Source organism: Neptuniibacter sp. 2_MG-2023 (assembly GCF_030547495.1).
Classification (GTDB): Bacteria; Pseudomonadota; Gammaproteobacteria; order Pseudomonadales; family Balneatricaceae; genus Neptuniibacter.
Genome location: NZ_JAUOQC010000011.1, coordinates 102095 through 124124, shown reverse-complemented (window position 1 = coordinate 124124; position 22030 = coordinate 102095). Strand labels below are relative to the sequence as shown.

Below are 22030 nucleotides of genomic sequence, written 5' to 3'. Positions count from 1 at the left end.
ATAGGGACGTTAGCCTACGCACTACCTTAAATAGTGTGATTGATTAACCTATGTTACGTGCAACTGATGAAGTAGGCGCAGATATGCGTCGTAAGCTGTTGTTAGAGATTTTAGAGACAGAGTCTCTATATCCACACTTTCAGCCGATTGTTGATTTGAAAAAAAGCGAAGTTATTGGGCATGAGGCTTTAATACGAGGCCCTTCCGGCAGCGCAATGGCCTCCCCTGGCGCTCTTTTTCAAACAGCAATTGAAAATAACCTCTTACATACCTTAGAGCTACTGTCTCGGCGTTGCTCCTTAGAGCATTTTGCTAAGTTAAAGCCGGGCGGCAAGCTGTTTCTGAATATTAGTGCCTCCTTGTTGGGAACGCCTGAGCACACAGAAGGATTTACCTCTGAGTTGTTGCAGGAGCTCGGTATATCTATTGCAGATATTGTTATTGAGCTGTCAGAACAACATCCGTTTGATAAGCAAGGGCTGACACATAATGCGGTTGAGTACTACCGCAATATGGGGTTTCAGGTTGCTGTAGATGATTTAGGCACCGGTTACTCTGGGTTAAAGCTTTGGTCTGAGCTCAATCCTGAATATGTAAAAATCGATCGTCACTTTGTCTCTCATATTGATACTGATCCGGTTAAACGTGAGTTTGTGCGGGCTATTTATAATATAAGCACCGCAACGGGCTGTAAGGTTATTGCCGAAGGGATAGAACGCAAGGAAGAGGTCGCAACCCTAATGGAGTTAGGTATTAATATAGGCCAAGGTTTTTATCTAGGTTACCCCAGTCCAGAGCCTCAACCTACATGGAGTGCTGAGGGTATTAGCGATCCGATTTGTAGTGAAGTCATGGTTAATATGGCTCAAGACGAAACAGCGATCTCTCTTTTACGTCAAACTCCAGCAGTTGCGCCAGAAGATACAGTGCTCTTTGTTAGTGAGCAATTTAGATTACACCCAGAAGTCGGTGCGCTGCCTGTTATAAGAGATGGTATCCCTTTAGGTGTAGTGAAAAAATCTGATCTATTGGAGCTGTTTTCCACCCAGTATGGCCGTGCGTTATATGAGAAAAAGCCGGCCTCACGTATTTTGAGTGAAGATGTTCTGCTTGTTGATAGCCAATTAAGTTTAGTGGAAGTCTCGCGCTTAGTGACAGATCAGGAAAGTAGTGCCTTGCAGCAAGATATTATTATTACTGAAAGTGATTGTTACTTAGGTATGGGGAATCTTCGTGATCTATTGAAGCGTTTAACCGCTTTGAAGATCCAAAATGCTCAGTATGCGAACCCTTTAACTTTGCTACCGGGGAATGTGCCGATTAATAATGAGGTGGATTCTCTGTTAAAAAGCACCGCAGATTTTCATGTTGCTTATTTTGATCTCAATAACTTTAAACCCTTTAATGATTGCTATGGTTACTCAAAAGGTGATCAAGTGATCCGCTTGCTGGGTGATCTGCTTACCCGTTTTATTAATAGCGATAAGAATTTTATTGGTCATGTAGGTGGCGATGATTTTGTTGTGATTTTCCGCGCACCGGATTGGCAATTAAGCTGTGAACGTATTATTCGGGAGTTTGATCAAGAGGTAAGAGGGCTTTATCTACCTAAAGATCTTCAGACTGAAGGGATCTGGTCCACTGATCGAAAAGGTGTGCGCTCTTTCTTTCCATTGTTGGGTTTAGCTATCGGAGTTGTGCACCCAGACCCTTATAAATGCGACAGCTATCATGAGGTTGCTGAATTGGCGGCTATGGCTAAAAAAGAGGCGAAACGGGGGGGGGATAGTACTTTATTTGTTTCCCAACGCCGCTCTACCGGCGGCGATCTTAAAAAGTTACCGGTTGCATCATGTGGTATCTAAATGCCTGCAATCTCGCGCATCGCTTGGTCGGTTGTAAAATAGATGTTTCCAGGCGATAACCGTTTAATAAAATGGGTACTGTTTAGCTGATCCATAACAGGCCCTTTTACCTCAGCCAAGTGTAATCTGACCCCTTCATCGCGAAGGTTAATAATTAAGTTCTCTAAGGTTTCTAGTGCGCTGGCATCAATAAAATTCACCGCAGTGCAGATGATAATGACATGTTTGATGCTTTTGTTGTCTGCGCATTGTTGCAAAATAAACTCTTCAACAAAGCGTGTATTAGCGAAGTAGAGGCTTTCATCTACACGTAGCGCTAGTGTGCTGCTGTCTGTAGTGACATCGTGTCGGTTAATATTTCTAAAATGTTCGCTGTTACCTACACGGCCGACAATGGCAATATGGGGCTGGCTCGATCGGTAAATAAGCAGGGCGATGGAGATCGCAATGCCCGATAAAATGCCAACTTCAACTCCAGTAAATAGAACTAAGAAGAAGGTGACAGCTAAGGTTAAGGCGTCCGCTTTATTAAACCGCCAGCACTCTTTAAATGCGGCAATATTAATAAGTGGAATCACAGCCATTACGATAATAGCTCCGAGTACAGCTTTAGGCAGGTAGTAAAATAGTGGGGTAAAAAACGCCACAGTTATTGCTACTAATATAGCGCTAATTGCTGAAGCGATAGTCGTTTGAGCCCCTGCGCTATAGTTGACCATAGAGCGTCCAAATCCACCTGCCACAGGGTAGGTGCCGCTGAATGCAGAACCAATATTAGCCATACCAATCGCCACTAACTCTTTATTGGGGTTGATCCGTTCCTGTTTTTTACTGGCAAGAGCGGTGCCGACAGATACGCTTTCTAAGAATCCAATTAAGGCAATCAGCAGGGCGGGTGTAATCAACTGTTTCCATAACTCTATATCAATATGAATGGCTTGGAAGTGGGGTAGTCCCTGTGGAATCATACCTACGGTTTTCACCGCTGATGCTTGATCAAGGTGAAAATACCAAACGGCTATTGAGCCCATTAGTAACGCAAACATAGGGCCCGCTTTGCTAATCGGCTCGGCCAGCGCTTGTGGGCATTTAAGTTTAATCAGCTGCTTGCAGAGTGTATTTTTGCAGTACCACAAAATAATAAAAGCAACTAAGGAGAGTAAGGCTGTTGCTACATTGGTGTCAGTTAAGTGAGTGCTAATATCGACAAGGCTTTGGTCTATACGTTCGGCGCGGGCTAAGTCTAGCCCTAAAATATGCTTAACTTGGCTTAATGCGATAATAATAGCGGCTGCACTAGTGAAGCCTGTCAGCACTGAATGACTGATGAAATTTACAATACCGCCCAGCCTTATGCAGCGTAGAAATAGAAGGATCAATCCAACTAATAGGGATAAGTTTATAGCGGCATTTAGATACTCCGCACCACCTTGTGGGGCTATTTGGCTAATTGAGGTGTTTACCATAAGTGAGGCGATAGCGACCGGCCCTACAGCAAGGGAGCGGCTACTGCCCAATAGGGAATAGATAAACAAAGGTAAAATGCTAGCATAAAGGCCGTATTCTGGTGGAAGCCCAGCAAGGATGGCGTAGGCCATAGATTGGGGAATTAATAATATAGCTACAATCACGCCAGCCATTAAGTCGCTGATAAAAGTTTGGCGTTGATAATTTTTTAACCAGCCTAGAATTGGAAAAACTTCGACCCAAAGTCGCATCTTATAATCTCAGTGACAGCGGTTAGAATTGGTATACCAATAAAGAATAAGTATATATCAAGTAATTATATAGCTTGATCTAGTCATAAGGCTAGTGATTGCTATAGTGGATTTTTCTGTGGGTCGTAACGGAGATCAATATATGTCTGAAGATTTTACTTCGCAGGGTTGGGAGCCAACCTATCAGCAAAAAGATTTCAGCATTGATAAGCAAGAATCACTTTACGATGGTTTTTTTAAAATGCTGAAGCTTCATCTGACCCATAAAACATTTGCTGGTGATTCGATTAGTATCCAGCGGGAGTTGTTTTATCGTGACGATGCTGTTTGTGTTTTACTTTATGATGCGAATGAACAGGTGGTCGTGTTAGTCGAGCAGTTTCGTGTAGGGGTTTTTGATAATCCAGAGGGGCCTTGGTTGTTAGAGCTGGTGGCTGGGATTGTTGAACAGGGTGAAAGCGCAGAAGATGTGGCGCGGCGTGAGTCTGAAGAGGAGGCTGGAGCTCAGCTGGGAGAGGTCGTGAGTATTAGCCGTTTTGTCCCAAGCTCTGGGGGTACGCGTGAGTATATTGATCTGCTTTGTGCTAGTGTGGATTCGAGGGGTGTAGAAGGAATTCATGGTCTTCCCCATGAAGGTGAAGATATTAAGGTACATAAGATCCCGGTTGATAAAGCGTTTGAATTAGTGAAGAGTGGTAAGATTAATAACGCACCGGCAATGATCGCATTACAGTGGTTGCAGCTAAATAAAGCAGAATTAGATCAACGTTGGTCTAATTAAGTTACAACCGTGTTCTAGTCCAATGAGGCTTGTGTCAATTTAAATACGATAGTTGAGATGTATGAAGCGTAAATATATTCCAGATCTAACAAGGCAGATGTCGCAATGTGAAGCTAACTATGTGCGCCTCATGAAGCTTCTGCCTGATCTGGATAGTTGTGATGAGAGAGAGTTCCAAGTTAGTTGGCCCGAGCATTCGGCCTATCTACGTCTTCGGGTTGATGAACGTTTTAAATACACATCTACAGTTTTGGTGAGTCACCGTTATGAAAAGTGCTCGCCTTGGTTGGAATCTCCGGGGTTGGTTGTCCGTCTCTACCATGATGCCTCTATGGCGGAAGTGATCTGTATGCAACGCCGAAAACAGTTAGAGGGTGTCTATCCCTACCCTAATCGTAATATGCACCTGCCTGATGAAAAGCTTCAGCTCAATGAATATTTAGGTGAGTGGTTAAATGAGTGCCTAAGCCATGGTCACTCTATGGAGACAGTATACAGTGGCTAGTGATCGTCCAATTAGGTTACTGCAAGTGACCGATATGCATCTACAACAGGAGCCCTCTTGTTTGATGCGGGGAGCTAATGTAGAAGCTCGGTTTCAGCAAGTTATTCATCAAATAGAGCAAGAAAATGCAGATTTCCTCCTATTAACAGGGGATCTAACCCATCATGCTCCAACCGCTTATGATCGTTTATCGTCATGTTTACAAGGTTTGCCGTTCCCAGCCCATTGGATTCCGGGTAATCACGATTTAGTGGATGAAATGGCCCGTTTTTCTGATCTTGGTTATAACCAGAAAGTGATTGTACGTGGTGATTGGCGCATTATCTTACTGGATAGTACGTCCAATCCTGATGGCAAAGGGGGAGGGGCGTTGTCCGCAGAGGAGCTGGATTTTTTAAATACCCAGCTGGCGATACTGACTTCAGAACAACATGTTTTAGTGGTATTGCACCATCACCCTGTGTCGGTAGAAAGTGAATGGATGGATCAAATTGGTTTGGCAAACAAAGATCGACTGTGGGAATTATTAGCGCACTATTCTCAAGTTAAAGGGGTTGTTTTTGGCCATGTTCATCAAGAATTTCAGCAGCAGCGGGGCAATGTGAAGTTGTTGGCCTGTCCTGCCACGGCGCCACAATTTAAACCATTCTCTGTCTCTGCGGTTACAGAAGACGATCCCCGTTTTATGGGGCCTGCTTACCGTCGTATCCAGCTTTATGATGATGGCGAGATTCAATCAGAAGTGGTTCGGTTAAGATCCTAATTTAGATGGGTATTGCACCAATCTTTCCCCTCCGGTAAGTTCTTGTTCAGAGGACGAAAATGAATAAACCAATCTTTATTTACGTACATGGTTTTAATAGCTCGCCAAAGTCGATGAAAGCTCAGTTATTTTTGCAGTATATGCAAAATAAGGGCTGTGCCGATCAAGTGCTGGTGCCAACCTTATCGCATTGGCCTGCTGAGGCTATGGCGACATTAAAATCCTTAGTAGAGCAGCATCAGCAGCGGCCGGTGATATTATTGGGCAGTTCATTGGGTGGATACTACAGCATATGGTTAACTGAGCATTATGCTCATGTTCGTACTGTCTTAATTAATCCTTCCATTAGACCGTTTGAGTTACTACCCCAGTATTTAGGGGCGAATGAAAACCTTTATAGTGGCGAAAAATATGAGCTGACAGAGCAGCATTTAGCGCAATTGTTAGCGTTTAACTGTGAACAGATTAAGAAACCTGATTCATATCTATTGCTTGTTCAGACTGGGGATGAAACATTAGATTATCGTGAGGCTGTGGATAAGTTCTCTGAAACGCCGCAGTTTGTACAAGCGGGTGGTTGCCACGGTTTTGAACAGTTTGAAAACATGATCCCTAGTATTTTAGCTTTTGCTAAAGGGAGGATCGAGTTGCCAGACGTTAAGTTAGTATGAATTTAATCATCGTGAGTAAAGCTTAGTTTTGGTTATATGAGCTTTAGAGTGATACATAGCAAGCATAGCAACAGGAAATACGATTGATGTCCAAGCAATATGATGCTGGTTCCATTGAGGTCTTAAGTGGGTTAGATCCGGTAAGACGCCGCCCAGGGATGTATACCGAGACGGATCGCCCTAATCATCTAGCGCAAGAAGTTATCGATAACTCGGTGGATGAAGCTTTAGCTGGTCACGCCAAGCAGATCGATGTCGTTTTAAATAAGGACAACTCATTAAGCGTAACTGATGATGGTCGAGGTATGCCTGTCGATATTCACCCAGAAGAGGGGGTGAGTGGTGTGGAGCTGATTCTTTGTAAACTCCATGCGGGGGGTAAATTCAACAACGATAACTACAACTATTCCGGTGGTCTTCACGGGGTAGGTGTTTCAGTTGTTAATGCCCTGTCAAAACTGTTGGAAGTACAAGTGCGCCGCGATGGGCAAGTTTATCGAATTGGTTTTGCCGATGGTGAAAAAGTATCTGAGTTAGAAGTAATTGATACCTGTGGCAAACGTAATACAGGTTCGACCGTTCGTTTCCTTGCGGACCCTAAATATTTTGATTCACCTAAATATAGTGTCTCTCGTTTAAAGCATAATCTCCGAGCTAAAGCGGTACTGTGCCCAGGGTTAAAAGTAACTTTTACCGATCTTACTGGCGCTAAGCGCGAGAAAGAGGAGTGGTACTACGAAGATGGTTTGATCGATTACCTAAAAGGTACGACTCAAGTTTTTGAATCTTTGCCTTTGGAGCCGTTTTCCGGATCCTTACAAGGTGAGGAGGACGCTGTGGAATGGGCGGTGCAGTGGCTACCTGAAGGTGGCGAAATGACCTGCGAAAGCTATGTGAACCTCATTCCTACGGCTCAAGGTGGTACTCATGTTAATGGGTTGCGTACAGGGCTTTTGGAGGCGATGCGTGAGTTCTGTGAGTTCCGTAGCTTACTGCCGCGGGGCGTTAAACTTACCGCTGATGATGTGTGGGATAAGTGCTGTTATGTGCTATCTGCGAAAATGCAGGATCCTCAGTTTGCAGGGCAGACAAAAGAGCGTCTATCTACCCGTCAAATTGCTGCCTTTATCTCAGGTACGATTAAAGACGCATTCTCTTTATGGCTTAACCGCCATGTAGAAGAGGGTGAGCAGTTAGCTGAAGTGATAATCGCTAATGCTCAAAAACGTATGCGCTCCAACAAAAAGGTGATCCGTAAAAAGGTTACCCAAGGCCCTGCTCTACCGGGTAAATTAGCCGATTGTTCGGGTGCAGATACTATGCAGTCAGAGCTGTTTCTGGTGGAGGGTGACTCTGCGGGTGGATCTGCAAAGCAAGCCCGTGAACGTGAGTTTCAGGCCATTATGCCCCTGCGCGGTAAGATTCTTAACTCGTGGGAGGTTGATCCTAGCGAGGTTCTTGGCTCCCAAGAAATTCACGATATATCGGTTGCTATAGGCGTGGAACCGGGCTCGGATGATTTAGAAGGGCTGCGCTACGGTAAGGTCTGTATTTTAGCGGATGCGGACTCGGATGGTTTGCACATCGCGACACTTCTATGTGCGCTTTTTGTTAGGCATTTTAAACACCTTGTTAGTGAAGGGCATGTTTTTGTGGCTATGCCGCCACTCTATCGTATTGATGTGGCGAAAGAGGTTTATTACGCGCTAGATGATGCGGAACGTGATGGCATTATGGAGCGTATTCGTGCGGAGCGTAAGAACGCTAAGATCGGCGTGCAGCGCTTTAAAGGCTTGGGTGAGATGAACCCTTTGCAGCTACGAGAAACAACGATGTCACCGGATACTCGCCGTTTAGTTCAATTGACGGTGGCTCCAGGTGATGGCACGAACGAGATGATGGATATGCTGCTGGCTAAGAAGCGTTCTGGTGATCGTAAAGAGTGGCTGCAGAGTAAAGGTAACTTGGCGGATATTTAAACCTGCACATTTAGGTTTAATAGTGACTGTCAGTGGAGTGATTTAAAACAGTGGTTGTTTCAGTTTTAAGCCTTCACTCATTAATGAAACAGATATTGATAAGCGGTAACAGGTAGATATGACGGTACAAACAACGTTCGAAGATGGCCATGAGCGCATAGCACTTAAAGACTTTACAGAAAAAGCGTATCTGGATTACTCCATGTACGTCATTCTGGATCGTGCGCTGCCTCATATTGGCGACGGCATGAAACCTGTACAACGCCGAATAGTTTATGCAATGTCGGAGCTGGGTTTAAAAGCGACGGCGAAGTATAAAAAATCAGCCCGTACAGTGGGTGACGTACTAGGTAAATTCCATCCCCATGGCGACTCTGCGTGTTATGAAGCGATGGTTTTGATGGCACAGCCGTTTAGTTATCGCTATCCCTTAGTTGATGGTCAGGGTAACTGGGGTTCACAGGATGATCCTAAATCATTCGCGGCCATGCGTTATACCGAATCACGTTTGTCTCCTTACGCAGAAGTCCTTCTGGCTGAAGTGGCGCAAGGAACAGTGGAGTGGGCGCCTAACTTCGATGGCACAATGCAGGAGCCGATGATTCTACCGGCCCGCCTACCTAATGTACTGCTCAATGGTACAACAGGTATTGCTGTTGGTATGGCGACTGACATTCTTCCCCATAACTTGAATGAAGTGACTCGTGCGTGTATTCATCTGTTAGATAATCCTCGTGCAGACCTTGATGAGCTTTGTGAGTTTGTTCCAGGCCCTGATATGCCAACGGATGCTGAGATTATCACCTCGCGTCGTGATCTTCGACAGATCTATGAGACAGGCCGTGGCTCTGTACGCATGCGTGCAGTTTATGACAAAGAGCAGGGTGAAATAGTTGTCACTGCACTACCCCATCAGGTATCTGGGGCTAAAATTCTGGAGCAGATTGCGGCGCAGATGCAGCAGAAAAAACTGCCGATGGTCAGCGACCTGCGTGATGAATCAGATCATGAGAATCCAACCCGTCTTGTGATTATTCCTCGCTCTAATCGTGTGGATGTTGAACAGTTGATGGCGCACCTGTTTGCCTCAACTGATTTAGAGCGTACTTATCGTGTCAATATGAACATGATCGGTGTTGATGGTAAACCGCAAGTTAAAAACCTACGCCAGATTTTGGTTGAGTGGTTGGGCTGGCGAACCGATATAGTTCGCAAACGTCTACAGCACCGATTAGAGAAAGTATTGGATCGGTTGCATATCCTTGAAGGTTTAATGGTGGCCTACCTCAATATTGATGAGGTTATCGCCATTATCCGTCACGAAGATCATCCCAAAGCTGAGTTGGTTAAGCGTTTTGGGCTGACGGAAGTTCAAGCGGATGCGATTCTGGATTTGAAATTGCGTCATTTGGCTAAGCTGGAAGAGTTTAAAATTCAGTCTGAGCAAAATGAACTGGATGAAGAGCGTCAAAAGCTGGAAGCCATTCTTGGTTCTGACAGCAAGATGCGCAAGCTTATTAAGCAAGAGCTAAAAGAAGCAGCAGAGATCTATGGCGATGATCGCCGCTCACCGATTGTTGCCCGCGAAGAAGCGCAAGCGTTCAGTGAGAAAGACCTACTAACCTCAGATCCTGTGACAGTAGTTATCTCGAAACAGGGCTGGGTCCGTGCCGCTAAAGGCCATGATATTGATGGTGCGGGTTTAAATTATAAATCCGGTGATGCCTTTAAGCTTGAGTGTAAAGGCCGAACGAATCTGCCGACGATTCTGTTTGATACGACCGGACGAAGTTTTACGGTTGATACGCATAATCTACCGTCTGCCCGAGGGCAGGGCGAGCCGATTACTGGCCGTATTACCTTACCAAAAGGCTCGACCATTGATGCAGCAATCGCGGGTAAAGACAGCGATAAGGTCTTAATGGCATCGGATGCGGGTTATGGTTTTATCACTAAGATTAGTGACCTCACCAGTAAAACTAAAAATGGTAAAGCGGCACTCACGCTACCTAAAAATGCTCAGATCTTAGCGCCCACACTTGTGAGTGATACCTCAAACCTATTGGCGGCAGTGACCAATGAGGGGCGTCTCTTGGTCTTCCCTGTGGCGGAGTTACCGGAGCTAGTGAAAGGTAAAGGGAATAAAATTATTAATATTCCTTCTGCACGAGCAGCAAGCAGAGAGGAGCTGGTGGTTGCCATTGCTATTTTATCGGCGGATGACACCTTACTCGTGCATGCGGGTCGACAACATCTGAAACTGAAACCTTCAGATATTGAGCATTATCGTGGTGAACGTGGCCGACGGGGCAATAAGCTTCCACGGGGTTACCAACGGGTGGATAGTTTAGATGTTGAGCGCGCAGAAGTTGAACCAGTAGAAACGGTGGAATAAGTGCGATTGTGTAAAATTTTTCTAGGTTGTTGGTTTGCCCTGTTTGCTAGTAGCGCTTTGGCTGTGGACTTTTATGTGGTTACGGTGGATGCGCTAAATGTTAGGCAGGGGCCCGATTATACTTGGAATGTAATTGCCAAAGCGCCGCAAAATCAGTTAGTGCTGGAAACCCGCCGAGAGGGTGCTTGGTCAGAAGTTTTTTATCAAAATGCCAACAAAGCTAATGTTAAAGGCTGGGTGTATAGCAAATATATTCAGCCTCAAACATTAACACCAGAGACAGGAAAATCGGCTAAGTTTGCTATAAAAGTTACGGCAGAACAGCCTGTATGTGAGGGTCGTTCGATGATTACTGGAGGCTCTCTATGCTATTTGGATGTTAGTTTTAATGTCCAAAGTAAAACCGTTTCTCAAGAGCGCATAACCGTTAGCTGTTGGGCTGATTTTGTTGTGCCAGGTCGAGAGAGTGTAACGCCTGTACAGGCGACGGTGACGAAAAACTACCTGTTAGACCGTGGTGGCGTTGGGGATACCGTACGTTTAAAGGCAGGGCTTAAACAGCAGTTAGATTTAACAAACTTGAATGTTGCTTACTATAATTGCAGCGTTAATTAACATGGATTGTAATTAAGCCGCTTTGATTACCGGTTCAGATGATTAAGAGCTAACCTCGATTAGGTTAGCTCTTGCTACGCTGATTTAGAAATATGGATCAGCGAGGTTTATCTCTTAGTTAGTCAGGTACATTGCTGACAGCGGGAACAACTGCTGATGGCAGATCTGACAGTGCTGCCAGTGCAGCTTCTTGGATTTGAGCCGCTGGAACATCTTTTCCTGTTACTTTTGAAGGTAGGGCTCTTGTCGCTGTTGCTGATGCGACGACTGTCGGGTTGTAACCTAATGTAAACGCTGCACGAGCGGTTGAATTCACGCACATGTGAGACATAAATCCGACCAATATCAGATTCTTAACCCCAGTTTTTTCAAGTAATTCATTGAGCTCTGTTTGTGCAAATGAATTAGGATAGTTTTTAGTGATTACTGCTTCACCCTCTATAGGTGCTACTACCTCAGCAATTTGACCAATATGTTCATTTACATCGTAAGGTGTGCCTGGGCCTGCATCGTGTCTGATGTGGTAGATAGGTCTGCCTGCTTTACGGAAACGCTCTAAAAGCTTTCTACATTCAACTAAGGCTTCTTCTACACCCTCCAGTTTCATTATCCCTTCGCAATAGGTGTTTTGCGCATCAATAATAATCAGAGCGGATTCTTGTACTGAGCTTGCTTCATGTCCTAGACCAGCAAGATCGCGAATAGTGCTTAAGCTTGTCATATAAAATACCCTATCAATTGTTATGGCTGATTTAGTTTTATGTATGGAATAATCATTGGCTTATCGCTGTCTATTATTCGATGATTTTAAATCATATACTGGGGGCATAATTGGCATAAAAGAGGTTGTATATGACAATAAAGCGGATTGAAATAGGTATAGTGCATTATCCTGGTGCTTTATTGTCGGCAGTTCAGGGTATCGCTGAGCAGTTCTATCTGGCGAATCAGATCTGTCAGCAGCATGAGTTGGGTGAAGTGTTTAGTACTTCAATTTGCGTGAGTCAGCAGCTTGATGATGTTGATCATCATGGGGCATTTAAACCGCTTAATATTATTGTTTTACCACCCTGTTTAGATGACAGTTATTATCTTAAGCCGCAGCCCTCTTTATTAGCTTGGTTAAAGCAGCAGCATAAAAATGGGGCCATAATTTGTTCTGTGTGTGCGGGGGCTTTTGTCTTGGCTGAAACGGGTCTATTGGATGGCCGTAAAGTGACGACTCATTGGGCGTTAGCGGATGATTTTGCTAAGCGCTTTCCTAATGTCATGCTTGAGACAAACAAGTTACTAATAAACGATACCGATATTATTACAGCGGGTGGTTTGATGAGCTGGATCGATTTGGGACTGGAGTTGGTTGCGCAATTCACAAACTCAAAAGTGATGCGGCAGCTAGGGAAGTTTCTGATCGTTGATACGGGGCCGCGAGAGCAAAGTTATTATCAGAGCTTTTCGCCAAAATTAGACCATGGTGATGAGGCTATCATTAAAGCTCAACATCAGTTGCAGCGTAATTTTAAGAATACGATTGTTATTCAACAACTTGCTGAACATTCCCATTTAACTGGACGGACATTTTTACGGCGTTTTGTGAAAGCTACGGGGCTGAAGCCTACTCAATATTTACAGCGCCTTCGTATTCAAAAAGCGTGTGAAATTATCGAGACAAGCACGACCTCTTTTGAGAACGTTGCAGCAGAAGTCGGTTATGAAGATTTAAGTGCTTTTAGAAAAACCTTTACTAAAATTACCGGCCAGACACCTAAAGAGTTTAAGAAGCGCTTTGTAAAATAACGTGTTTTACAGTAGCTATCAGGACTTTTTGAAGATTTTTGTCAGAAGATGGTTTGCTTGTTTTTGTAAGAGTGCTTGATGCTTTGGTGTGACTTTAAGCAGCAATACTTTATCTTCATCTTCTCGGCGAATATCCGCTTGTTCCAGCAAGGCGCGTTTTAGTAAAGGCGCTTCGGTTAGGGCTGTATGGCTAATTAGTTCGTTGCTGTTTGTGGTGCGGGTGAGGAAATGAGCTTCCTCTTTGACTAAAGGATATTTGTCATAATGCCCACGTGATAGGGACATTTGTAGGCTAAGAACAGGCTGAAAACCTTTAATTCTTGCTTGGTTGAATCCTTTATATAAGAGACTAAAAAGTATGGCTGCGCATAGTGCGTTTATGCCATGGCTATCGTTGCTGTCTCGTAATTCAAAACGTAGCAGTATGTCGTTATTTTCTAGCTGTTCAGACTCGCCATTATAAATTCGCGCGACCTGTTTAGCTAAATGCAGGTAGACATTGAGCAGGGTCGCTTTTTCATCAGGGGGCATATTATCTGAGCTGGCTGTATTGCTATCTATGTAGAACAGGTAAATGGCATCTTGAGGTGCTAGAAATAACTCCAACTCATCTTCAAATGAATAGAGCCCAAGCTGGATCTCTTTTCGCTCGCGCGTTTCATCCGACATTGCTCCTTTAAAGAGCGGATTTTTAGTTTTTGTTGGGCTTTCGTCGGCATTGCCCTGTTTTTTATCAATAAGCTCCTCTTCAACTGAGAACTCATCTGGGTTTGCAGTATCTTCAGTGGGCTCTAAATCTTGCGGGTGATGCTCGAATTTTGGCATCTGCGGAGCATTACTATGTTCCGGTTTGAGTAGATCAACAAGAGATTCGGTGTGCAGTTGGTCGTCTTGTGCGGCGTCGTTGTAAGAGTCCGCTTCCTCTTCCGGTTGCGTTACCGTTTCTCGCCGGGGGTGGACATTAGCAGTGGTTTCAGGAGTTGTATCTACTTCCTTCAATGCTGATTCTGTGCCGCTTTCTGTCGATATAGGTGTGTCTTTGCTTGAGAGGGGGCTTTCTTCTGTCGCATTAATGTCGCTAAAGCGCCCTTCATTTTGTATAGCTAAAGATTCAGAGAATGTTAGACCGGATAAACGATCAGATGCGGGATCGTCCGGTGTTTGCTCCTCCTGTTCATCGGCTGCTGGATAGTGCCCAAAGTACCAAATAGCGAGTAATGACAAGAGAGCTATTACACAAGCTAGAAAGAGTAGAGGCCAGAACTGACTGCGTAGAGCTTTTTTGAGTGGGTCAGGGGTTAGCCATAAAGTGACTGTAGCAATGGTTTTCTCTTGCTGTATAAGTCGCTGTTGTAATTTTATGTCGTTTGCTTCGCCAGACCTGGCGATAATTACCCCGGATTGATCGGCTACTTGTAAACCTTTGATATAGGGAATCTGTTGCAGTTCATTTAAAAGGTAATTAAGGCTGACGCGATCATTTGAGAGGAGTAGCGGGCGAATTAAAATATCGCTTTGCTGGGCAAGTGCCTGACCTAAATGTTGGGTTTCACTTTCAGCTTGCCTCGCAGTAGAGAACTGCATGAAAAGGATGCCAAGGCTTAACCCTGAAAATAGAATTAAGCCGACAATAACCAGAAGGTTTTGTCTTGAACGGTTGTTTTTGAATCGGCTTAATGTCACAGGGCAAAATTAGCTCAAAATAGATCGAAAGTCAGATAATAACAGTTCATAACGGCGAGTGTGAATATCAATTGCATTCTGACCATGACCCCGCGTTGTCAGGCAGGTATAATACTGGGCTTAATGATAGGAAGGACGGCGATGAACGTACAAGAATATATGATCGAATTAGGCGAGAACGCACGTGATGCGGCTCGTTTAGTAGCAAAAGCAGATACTAACCTGAAAAATCAGGCTCTGTTGGCCATGGCTGATGCAATCGATAGTAGCCGACCGGAACTACATGCAGCGAATGCTATAGACCTAGAAGGTGGTCGTAATAACGGTTTAGATTCAGCGATGTTAGACCGTTTGGAGCTAACTGATGCTCGAATCGATACAATGATCGAAGGTCTTCGTCAGGTGGCGACACTGCCTGATCCTGTTGGCGCGATTAATGATCTTAAATATCTGCCAAGTGGTATTCAGGTGGGTAAGATGCGTGTGCCTCTCGGTGTTATTGGTATTATTTATGAGTCTCGTCCTAATGTAACGGTTGAGGCGGCAAGTTTGTGTCTTAAGTCGGGGAACGCAACGATTTTGCGTGGTGGTTCCGAAGCGATTAATTCCAACCGAGCTGTAGCTAACTGTATCAAAAAAGGTTTAAAGCTAGCAGGTTTGCCTGAAAATGCGGTGCAAGTCGTTGAAACGACTGATCGTGAGGCGGTAGGGCAGATGATTACTATGCCTGAATATATAGATGTTATTGTGCCGCGTGGTGGTAAAGGGCTGATTGAGCGCGTTAGTCGCGATGCGAAAGTTGCTGTTATCAAACACCTTGATGGTATCTGCCATGTTTATATTGATGATCAGGCTGATGCGGGTAAAGCGGTTAATATTGCGTTAAATGCTAAAACTCACCGCTATGGTACTTGTAATACGATGGAAACGCTGTTGGTGAATAGCTCGATTGCTGAGGAAATTCTATCTGAGCTGTCTGAACGTTATCAGGCCGCGGGTGTCGAATTGAGAGGCTGTGAGCGTACCCGTAAGCTGCTTCCGCATATTAAATTAGCGACAGAAGAGGATTGGAGTACTGAGTACCTTGCTCCTGTTTTGTCGATTAAATTGGTTGATAGCATGGATGAAGCTATTCTCCATATTAATCGTTATGGGTCGCACCATACGGATTCAATCGTGACTGAAAACTACACTAAATCACGGGCATTCCTCCGTGAAGTGGATTCCAGTTCGGTGATGGTGAATGCATCAACACGTTTTGCGGATGGTTTTGAATATGGTTTAGGGGCTGAGATCGGTATCTCTACTGATAAGATCCATGCCCGTGGTCCAGTGGGTCTTGATGGATTGACCTCAGAAAAATATGTTGTTCTAGGTGATGGTCATATCAGGCAGTAATGATCATATGAGCGTTAATGCTTACGTGTTTATGGGTGGAACCTTTGATCCTATCCATAATGGCCATTTAAGAACGGCTTTAGAACTTCAACAATGGATGGGAGTAGAGAAGGTATGTTTAATTCCTTCTAGAGATCCTGTTCATCGTAAAACGCCAGGTCGAACAGCTGAACAGCGGCTGGAAATGGTTGAGTTAGCGGTGGCTGATGAGCCTGCTTTAGCAGTGGATAAGCGAGAAGTGCTGTCCACTCAACCATCATACTCATTGCATACATTGGAATCGTTGCGTCGTGAGTTAGGCGAAAACGTATCACTTTGTATGATAATGGGGATGGATGCCTATCAGACATTACCCCATTGGCATGAGTGGCGGCGTTTTACGGATTTTGCACATCTGCTGGTGGTCAAACGGCCTGGTTACAGCTTGCCCCAATGTGATGTGCTGAATGAATTTACAGAAAAACACCAAACGACAAGTTTACAGCAAGTGTTATCGACCCCTGCTGGTTGTGTGCTTTTCCATGAGCTGACACCTATTGGGGTTTCAGCGACTCAGATTCGCCAAACTATAGCGCAAGGGCACTCCCCGCGTTATCTGTTTCCAGATCAAGTTTGGCAATATATCCAAGACAACCGTCTTTACGGTTTAACTAATTGAAGCGAAATAATGCAAACTGAAAAAGTAATTGAGATTGTTCATAACGCCCTTGAAGATATGAAAGCAAAAGAGATCGTGGATCTTGATGTGCGAGGCCGCTCAACCGTTACCGATTATATGGTTATAGCTAGTGGTACCTCTAAACGTCATGTGGGAGCTATTGCCGAAGAGGTCGGAATCCAAATTAAAGCGGCAGGTCTTCTACCTTTAGGTTCAGAAGGGCAAAGTGTTAGTGATTGGATACTGGTCGACTTAGGTGATGTGGTTGTCCATATCATGATGCCTGATGCGCGTGAGTTTTATGATTTAGAGCGCCTATGGGGCGTTGAAAAAGACGCATAAAACTTTTTATGAAAATTCGGATCATAGCTATTGGTGGAAAGATGCCTTCATGGGTTAATGAAGGTTATCGTGAGTATGAAAAGCGTCTGCCGAATGACTTTCAATTAGAGATGATTGAATTGCCTTTAGGCCACCGCGGTAAAAGCAGTGATATAGCTAAAGCAAAAAAGCAGGAGGGTGACCAAATGCTTGCGGCTATTCCTAAAGGGGATCGGGTTATTGCTTTAGAGGTGCTTGGCAAAAACTGGTCAACGGAGCAACTTGCTGCTCAAGTGGAAGATTGGCGTATGGATGGGCGTAATATTAGCTTGTTGATAGGTGGACCTGATGGTTTAGATAGCCGTTGTTCCGCTATTGCGGATCAAAAGTGGTCCCTTTCTGCATTAACTCTACCCCATCCGTTGGTTCGTGTGATGTTAGCTGAGCAACTTTATCGTGCTTGGACTGTCATTCAAGGGCACCCCTACCATAAATAATGTTTATTAATTTACCTATAGAGAAGAAGCGCTGACGTATATGGGAGCAGAACGCTTAAAAGATCACTCAAAAGAGAGTCGCACATTTAAAGTGCGTGCCGTTTTGGCCTTTTTTGTTGTGGTTGTGATGTTGTGTGTACTCGTTGGCCGACTCTATTACCTTCAGGTTGTAGAGCATGATCGCTACGCCGCTATGTCGGAAGCTAATCGTGTTCAATTGCAACCGGTGCCGCCGACCCGGGGGCTTATTTATGATCGTAACGGTGTATTGCTGGCTGATAACCGGCCTAGCTATAGCGTTACTATTTTAAAAGAGGAGGTGGAAGATCTAGACACCACCTTAACTGAACTACGCTCTTTAATCCCTATGACTGAGCGTGAGGTTGAGAGCTTTAAAAAACGTTTAAAGCAACGTCGTCGTCCTTTTGAATCTATTCCGGTGCGTTTTCGTTTAACTGAGGATGAGATTGCTAAGATCTCAGTGAACTATCACCGTTTACCCGGCGTGCGAGTGGAGGCGGAGCTGATCCGTTACTACCCTTATGGTAAATCTTTGGTGCATGCGATGGGGTATGTCGGACGTATCAATGAGAAAGAACTTGGTCGTGTTGATCCTACTAATTACGCTGCAACCCATTACATAGGTAAGCTGGGTATTGAGAAGTTTTATGAAGATGAACTTCATGGCGAAGTGGGGTTCCAGAAAGTAGAAACAAATGCGCGTGGGCGCGTTATGCGTGTATTGGAACGCCGTGATCCAAGGCCTGGTAAAGATATTGTTTTAAACCTTGATCTGCGTTTACAGCAAATAACTGAAAAATTGATAGAAGGATATCGCGCATCTATAGTCGCGATTGAACCTAAAACAGGTGGGATTTTAGCACTGGTATCTACACCCGCTTATGATCCAAATATGTTTGTTACGGGGATCTCTTCAAAAAACTATAACGCTTTGCGTGAATCTCCTGACCTACCTTTATTTAACCGCGCGATCCGCGGTCGCTATCCCCCAGGTTCAACTATTAAGCCTATGATCGCATTGTCAGCGATTGATAGTGGCATTGTGACGCCAAGTTATACGATTTTTGATCCCGGTTGGTATTCGTTGACCCATGGCGGTCGTAAATACCGAGACTGGAAAAAAGTGGGTCATGGTCGGGTTAATATGTACGAGGCGATTGCCCAATCATGTGACACTTGGTTTTACGATGTATCTCATAAGATGGGGGTAGACCCCATGTCAAAATATTTAGGTATGTTTGGTTTTGGTCAAGTAACAAGTCTTGACCTTCCTGAAGCTTTAGGTGCTATTTTGCCCTCAAAAGAGTGGAAGCGAAAAGCCCGTAAAACACCCTGGTATACAGGTGATTCCCTTAACATGAGTATTGGGCAGGGGTTCTTTGTTGCGACCCCTCTACAGTTGGCAACTGCAATGGCCGTTATTGCTAATCGTGGTGAGTGGGTGCCTCCGCATATGCTCAAGGGGACGAAAAAGATCAATGATGCAGGGGCCGAGGTATTAGAGCCTTCTGATTTCTCTGACGGCAAACCAACCCCCGCCGATGTTGTGTTAAATGATGATAAGCATTGGGATGATATTATCAAAGGTATGCGCGATGTTATGCATTCCAAACATGGTACCGCCAGACGGTCGGGTGCTAATTCCAGTTATGAGATTGCAGGTAAAACAGGGACAGCTCAAGTGGTTGGTATTAAACAGGATGCGGTTTATGACGCTGAAAAATTAGCAGAAATTCACCGTGACCATGCCTTGTTTGTTGCCTTTGCGCCGGTTGATGACCCTAAAATTGCTATCGCCGTTATCGTTGAAAATGGTGGCGGTGGCTCAAGTACTGCAGCACCTATTGCGCGTAAGATCCTTGATGCGTATCTCTTAGGTACAGATCCATTAGTTGAGGATCAAGATGATAAATAATCGCGAGTTTGAGCGTTATATGCCAGAAGCGCATGACCATCTGCGTCAAAGGCCTAGTCTTTGGAGTTACACGCGCTTAGATGGTTGGCTGTTGTTGCTTCTTTTTTTATTGTGTGGATTTGGTTTATTTATTCTATATAGCGCTTCAGGCCAAGATATAGGCTATGTCACGCGCCAAGCGATACGTATGGGTGCGGGTTTTGTTGTGATGGTTTTTTTAGCCCAGTTAACGCCACGTTTTTTTGGCCGCTGGGCTCTTTGGCTCTATGTTATAGGCGTACTATTACTGGTATGCGTAATGCTATTTGGGGTTGGCGCTAAAGGTGCACAACGCTGGATAGCTTTACCTGGGTTCAGATTCCAGCCTGCTGAAATTATGAAGTTGATTCTGCCCCTAACGGTTGCCTATTACTTGGCCCATCGCTCTCTTCCGCCTAGTTTTAGGCATATATTTATTAGTTTAGTGCTGATTGCTGTACCGACTGTGCTGATTATGAAACAGCCCGATTTAGGTACATCCCTACTGATCGCCGCATCTGGGGTGTTCGTTCTTTTACTGTCGGGTATTTTGTGGCGATATATTTTTATAGCTGTAGGTGTTGGAGCCGCGGCATTGCCTGGTTTGTGGGCAGTGATGAAAGATTATCAGAGGCAGCGTGTTCTTACCTTTCTTGATCCGGAGAGCGACCCGTTAGGTTCAGGTTGGAATATTATTCAATCCAAGACGGCTATAGGTTCGGGAGGCATTGATGGCAAAGGTTGGCTAAGTGGCACACAATCCCAGTTAGATTTTTTGCCTGAATCCCATACGGATTTTATTATTGCGGTGGTTGCTGAGGAACTTGGCTTCATTGGTGTACTCATACTTTTAACCTTGTATGTGTTGATCATTGCTAGAGGGTTGGTGATAGCCGCTAGGGCTCCGGATAGTTTCGGACGTTTGTTAGCTGGCAGTTTAACCTTAACGTTCTTTGTGTATGTTTTTGTAAATATAGGTATGGTTAGTGGTTTGTTACCGGTTGTGGGTGTGCCACTTCCTATGGTTAGCTATGGGGGGACATCTATTGTTACGCTTATGGCTGGATTTGGAATGATCATGTCGGTTTATAGCTATAGAACCATGCTTTTAAAGTAAGGATTAGCAAGCGGTATAGTTTAGGTTGTATAAACCTATGTTAGATCAAGTAGTTGGGTTGTGATCTGTTTATGGATTTTTTATTGGGAGTTTAGAGTGAATCAGTCTTTATTATTTACGGTTATTTTGGCGGCCAGTCTGTCTCTCAATGGTTGTGCAACTTCAGCGGAGCAATCTGTTGCAACTCAAGATGAAAGTTCGTCGAACAGTGAGGTTAAAAAACAGACGCTAACCCCAAGTAAGGAGGTCGTCGTAACGCCGGTAACGCAAACTAAGAAAGTCGTTGCTGCCCCAGAGAAGCCTGTAAAAGAGTCTGTAGAGAAGGTCGCTGAGCCTTTGTTATCGGGTTCCTATGCAGATTACCCTCAGGCTCAAGCCTTTATCGATGAGATGAAAGCGGAAGGTTTTAGTGAGGCTTATTTAAAAGGTGTTTTGGGCGAAGCGAAAAGGCAGCAATCCATTTTAACGGCGATCTCACGCCCAGCAGAAAAAAGCTTAAATTGGGGTGAGTACCGTAAGATCTTTATACAGCCAAAACGTATAAAGCAGGGCGTTCAGTTTTGGCAAGAAAATCAAGCAGCGTTAGCTTTAGCTGAAAAAACCTATGGGGTTCCCGCTGAAGTTATTGTTTCTATTATTGGTGTAGAAACCCGTTACGGTCGTATTATGGGTAGTTATCGAGTTTTAGATGCGGTGGCGACCCTTGGTTTTGATTATCCAAGACGTAGTGAGTTTTTTCTGGGGCAGTTGAAAGAGTATCTACGTTTGGTGCGTGAAGAAAAAACTGATGTTACCGCGCATAAAGGTTCTTATGCGGGAGCTATGGGATATGGGCAGTTTATTCCATCCAGTTACCGTAGTTTTGCTATAGATTTTGATAATGATGGTCATCGTGATATCTGGAACAATAAGACAGATGCTATAGGCAGTGTAGCTAACTATTTTGCTGAACATGGTTGGGCAAAAGGTGAGCCAGTCATTAGTGGGGTTTCTTTTAGCCAAACGGCGGATGAGGCATGGTTTAGTAAAGGCCGGAAAGGATTGATCCCTGAGTTGACGATTGCTGATTGGCAGCAAAGAGGGGTAGAGCCTGAGTTGACGTTGTCGCCTGAAGGTAAAGCTATTCTAATGAGATTAGAGATAGGTGAAGATGCTCAATATTGGTTAGGTTTACATAACTTTTATGTGATCACTCGCTATAATCACAGCAAGCTTTATGCAATGGCGGTTTATCGTTTAAGTGAGCAGATTAAAATGGCTTATGAGAAATCGCTTTCAGAAAAAACTGTAACGCAAACTAAAAAGTAGAGTGG

At 44.5% G+C, this 22030-nt stretch carries 19 protein-coding genes; 16 read left to right on the top strand and 3 right to left on the bottom strand.

The features are described 5' to 3' along the window. Window positions 1-50: 50 nt before the first annotated feature. Window positions 51-1865, top strand: a complete 1815-nt coding sequence (locus tag Q4486_RS11760) for a bifunctional diguanylate cyclase/phosphodiesterase (RefSeq protein WP_303519541.1) — start codon at window positions 51-53, stop codon at window positions 1863-1865. On the opposite strand, the gene Q4486_RS11755 is transcribed toward Q4486_RS11760, so the two are convergent. After that, window positions 1862-3583, bottom strand: coding sequence for a SulP family inorganic anion transporter (locus tag Q4486_RS11755; RefSeq protein WP_303519540.1), 1722 nt, complete (start codon window positions 3581-3583; stop codon window positions 1862-1864). The genes Q4486_RS11760 and Q4486_RS11755 overlap by 4 nt on opposite strands. Before the next feature lie 142 nt (window positions 3584-3725). Here Q4486_RS11755 and Q4486_RS11750 point away from each other — a divergent pair, with 142 nt between their 5' ends. The 7 genes from Q4486_RS11750 to Q4486_RS11720 all read left to right on the top strand — a co-directional run bounded on the left by Q4486_RS11750 (window position 3726) and on the right by Q4486_RS11720 (window position 11292). Next, complete coding sequence (locus Q4486_RS11750; protein ID WP_303519539.1) at window positions 3726-4364, top strand: NUDIX domain-containing protein; 639 nt, start codon at window positions 3726-3728, stop codon at window positions 4362-4364. 61 nt (window positions 4365-4425) lie between these two features. Next, complete coding sequence (locus tag Q4486_RS11745) at window positions 4426-4869, top strand: DUF1249 domain-containing protein (protein WP_303416279.1); 444 nt, start codon at window positions 4426-4428, stop codon at window positions 4867-4869. Then, window positions 4862-5632 carry a metallophosphoesterase gene (locus tag Q4486_RS11740; RefSeq protein ID WP_303519538.1) on the top strand — a complete coding sequence of 257 codons (771 nt, stop codon included), beginning with the start codon at window positions 4862-4864 and terminating at the stop codon, window positions 5630-5632. Before Q4486_RS11745 ends, Q4486_RS11740 begins: the two co-directional genes overlap by 8 nt. Window positions 5633-5691: 59 nt before the next feature. Further along, window positions 5692-6303 carry a YqiA/YcfP family alpha/beta fold hydrolase gene (locus tag Q4486_RS11735; protein ID WP_303416281.1) on the top strand — a complete coding sequence of 204 codons (612 nt, stop codon included), beginning with the start codon at window positions 5692-5694 and terminating at the stop codon, window positions 6301-6303. An 86-nt stretch (window positions 6304-6389) separates the two neighbouring features. Further along, on the top strand, window positions 6390-8282 hold the full coding sequence (parE, locus tag Q4486_RS11730) for a DNA topoisomerase IV subunit B (RefSeq protein ID WP_303416282.1): 1893 nt from the start codon (window positions 6390-6392) through the stop codon (window positions 8280-8282). Between the two features lie 118 nt (window positions 8283-8400). Beyond that, a complete protein-coding gene (gene parC, locus Q4486_RS11725; RefSeq protein ID WP_303416283.1) occupies window positions 8401-10677 on the top strand; it encodes a DNA topoisomerase IV subunit A in 2277 nt (758 codons plus the stop codon). Then, window positions 10678-11292 carry an SH3 domain-containing protein gene (locus Q4486_RS11720; RefSeq protein ID WP_303416284.1) on the top strand — a complete coding sequence of 205 codons (615 nt, stop codon included), beginning with the start codon at window positions 10678-10680 and terminating at the stop codon, window positions 11290-11292. Window positions 11293-11410: 118 nt separating this feature from the next. Here the strand turns inward: Q4486_RS11720 and Q4486_RS11715 are convergent, their stop codons facing one another. Continuing rightward, a complete protein-coding gene (locus Q4486_RS11715; RefSeq protein WP_303416285.1) occupies window positions 11411-12013 on the bottom strand; it encodes a cysteine hydrolase family protein in 603 nt (200 codons plus the stop codon). Between the two features lie 131 nt (window positions 12014-12144). Here Q4486_RS11715 and Q4486_RS11710 point away from each other — a divergent pair, with 131 nt between their 5' ends. Further along, a complete protein-coding gene (locus tag Q4486_RS11710; protein ID WP_303416286.1) occupies window positions 12145-13089 on the top strand; it encodes a GlxA family transcriptional regulator in 945 nt (314 codons plus the stop codon). An 18-nt stretch (window positions 13090-13107) separates the two neighbouring features. Here Q4486_RS11710 and Q4486_RS11705 read toward each other — a convergent pair whose 3' ends face one another. Beyond that, complete coding sequence (locus tag Q4486_RS11705) at window positions 13108-14673, bottom strand: hypothetical protein (RefSeq protein ID WP_303519537.1); 1566 nt, start codon at window positions 14671-14673, stop codon at window positions 13108-13110. Window positions 14674-14913: 240 nt separating this feature from the next. Here Q4486_RS11705 and Q4486_RS11700 point away from each other — a divergent pair, with 240 nt between their 5' ends. The 7 genes from Q4486_RS11700 (at window position 14914) to mltB (ending at window position 22025) form a co-directional block, all read left to right on the top strand. Continuing rightward, window positions 14914-16170 (top strand): glutamate-5-semialdehyde dehydrogenase, encoded by a 1257-nt coding sequence (locus tag Q4486_RS11700; protein ID WP_303416288.1) that lies wholly within the window; start codon window positions 14914-14916, stop codon window positions 16168-16170. Between the two features lie 7 nt (window positions 16171-16177). Further along, on the top strand, window positions 16178-16828 hold the full coding sequence (nadD, locus tag Q4486_RS11695) for a nicotinate-nucleotide adenylyltransferase (RefSeq protein ID WP_303416289.1): 651 nt from the start codon (window positions 16178-16180) through the stop codon (window positions 16826-16828). Window positions 16829-16837: 9 nt separating this feature from the next. Next, window positions 16838-17170, top strand: coding sequence for a ribosome silencing factor (gene rsfS / locus Q4486_RS11690; RefSeq protein ID WP_303416290.1), 333 nt, complete (start codon window positions 16838-16840; stop codon window positions 17168-17170). Between the two features lie 8 nt (window positions 17171-17178). After that, the gene (rlmH, locus tag Q4486_RS11685) at window positions 17179-17646 is read left to right on the top strand and encodes a 23S rRNA (pseudouridine(1915)-N(3))-methyltransferase RlmH (protein WP_303416291.1); all 468 of its coding nucleotides are present in this window, start codon (window positions 17179-17181) and stop codon (window positions 17644-17646) included. Between the two features lie 40 nt (window positions 17647-17686). Continuing rightward, a complete protein-coding gene (mrdA, locus tag Q4486_RS11680; RefSeq protein WP_303519535.1) occupies window positions 17687-19582 on the top strand; it encodes a penicillin-binding protein 2 in 1896 nt (631 codons plus the stop codon). After that, window positions 19572-20717, top strand: coding sequence for a rod shape-determining protein RodA (gene rodA, locus Q4486_RS11675; RefSeq protein WP_303416293.1), 1146 nt, complete (start codon window positions 19572-19574; stop codon window positions 20715-20717). The genes mrdA and rodA overlap by 11 nt, the downstream gene beginning before the upstream one ends. A gap of 96 nt (window positions 20718-20813) precedes the next feature. Then, window positions 20814-22025 carry a lytic murein transglycosylase B gene (mltB, locus tag Q4486_RS11670; RefSeq protein WP_303519534.1) on the top strand — a complete coding sequence of 404 codons (1212 nt, stop codon included), beginning with the start codon at window positions 20814-20816 and terminating at the stop codon, window positions 22023-22025. The last annotated feature ends 5 nt before the right edge of the window (window positions 22026-22030 follow it).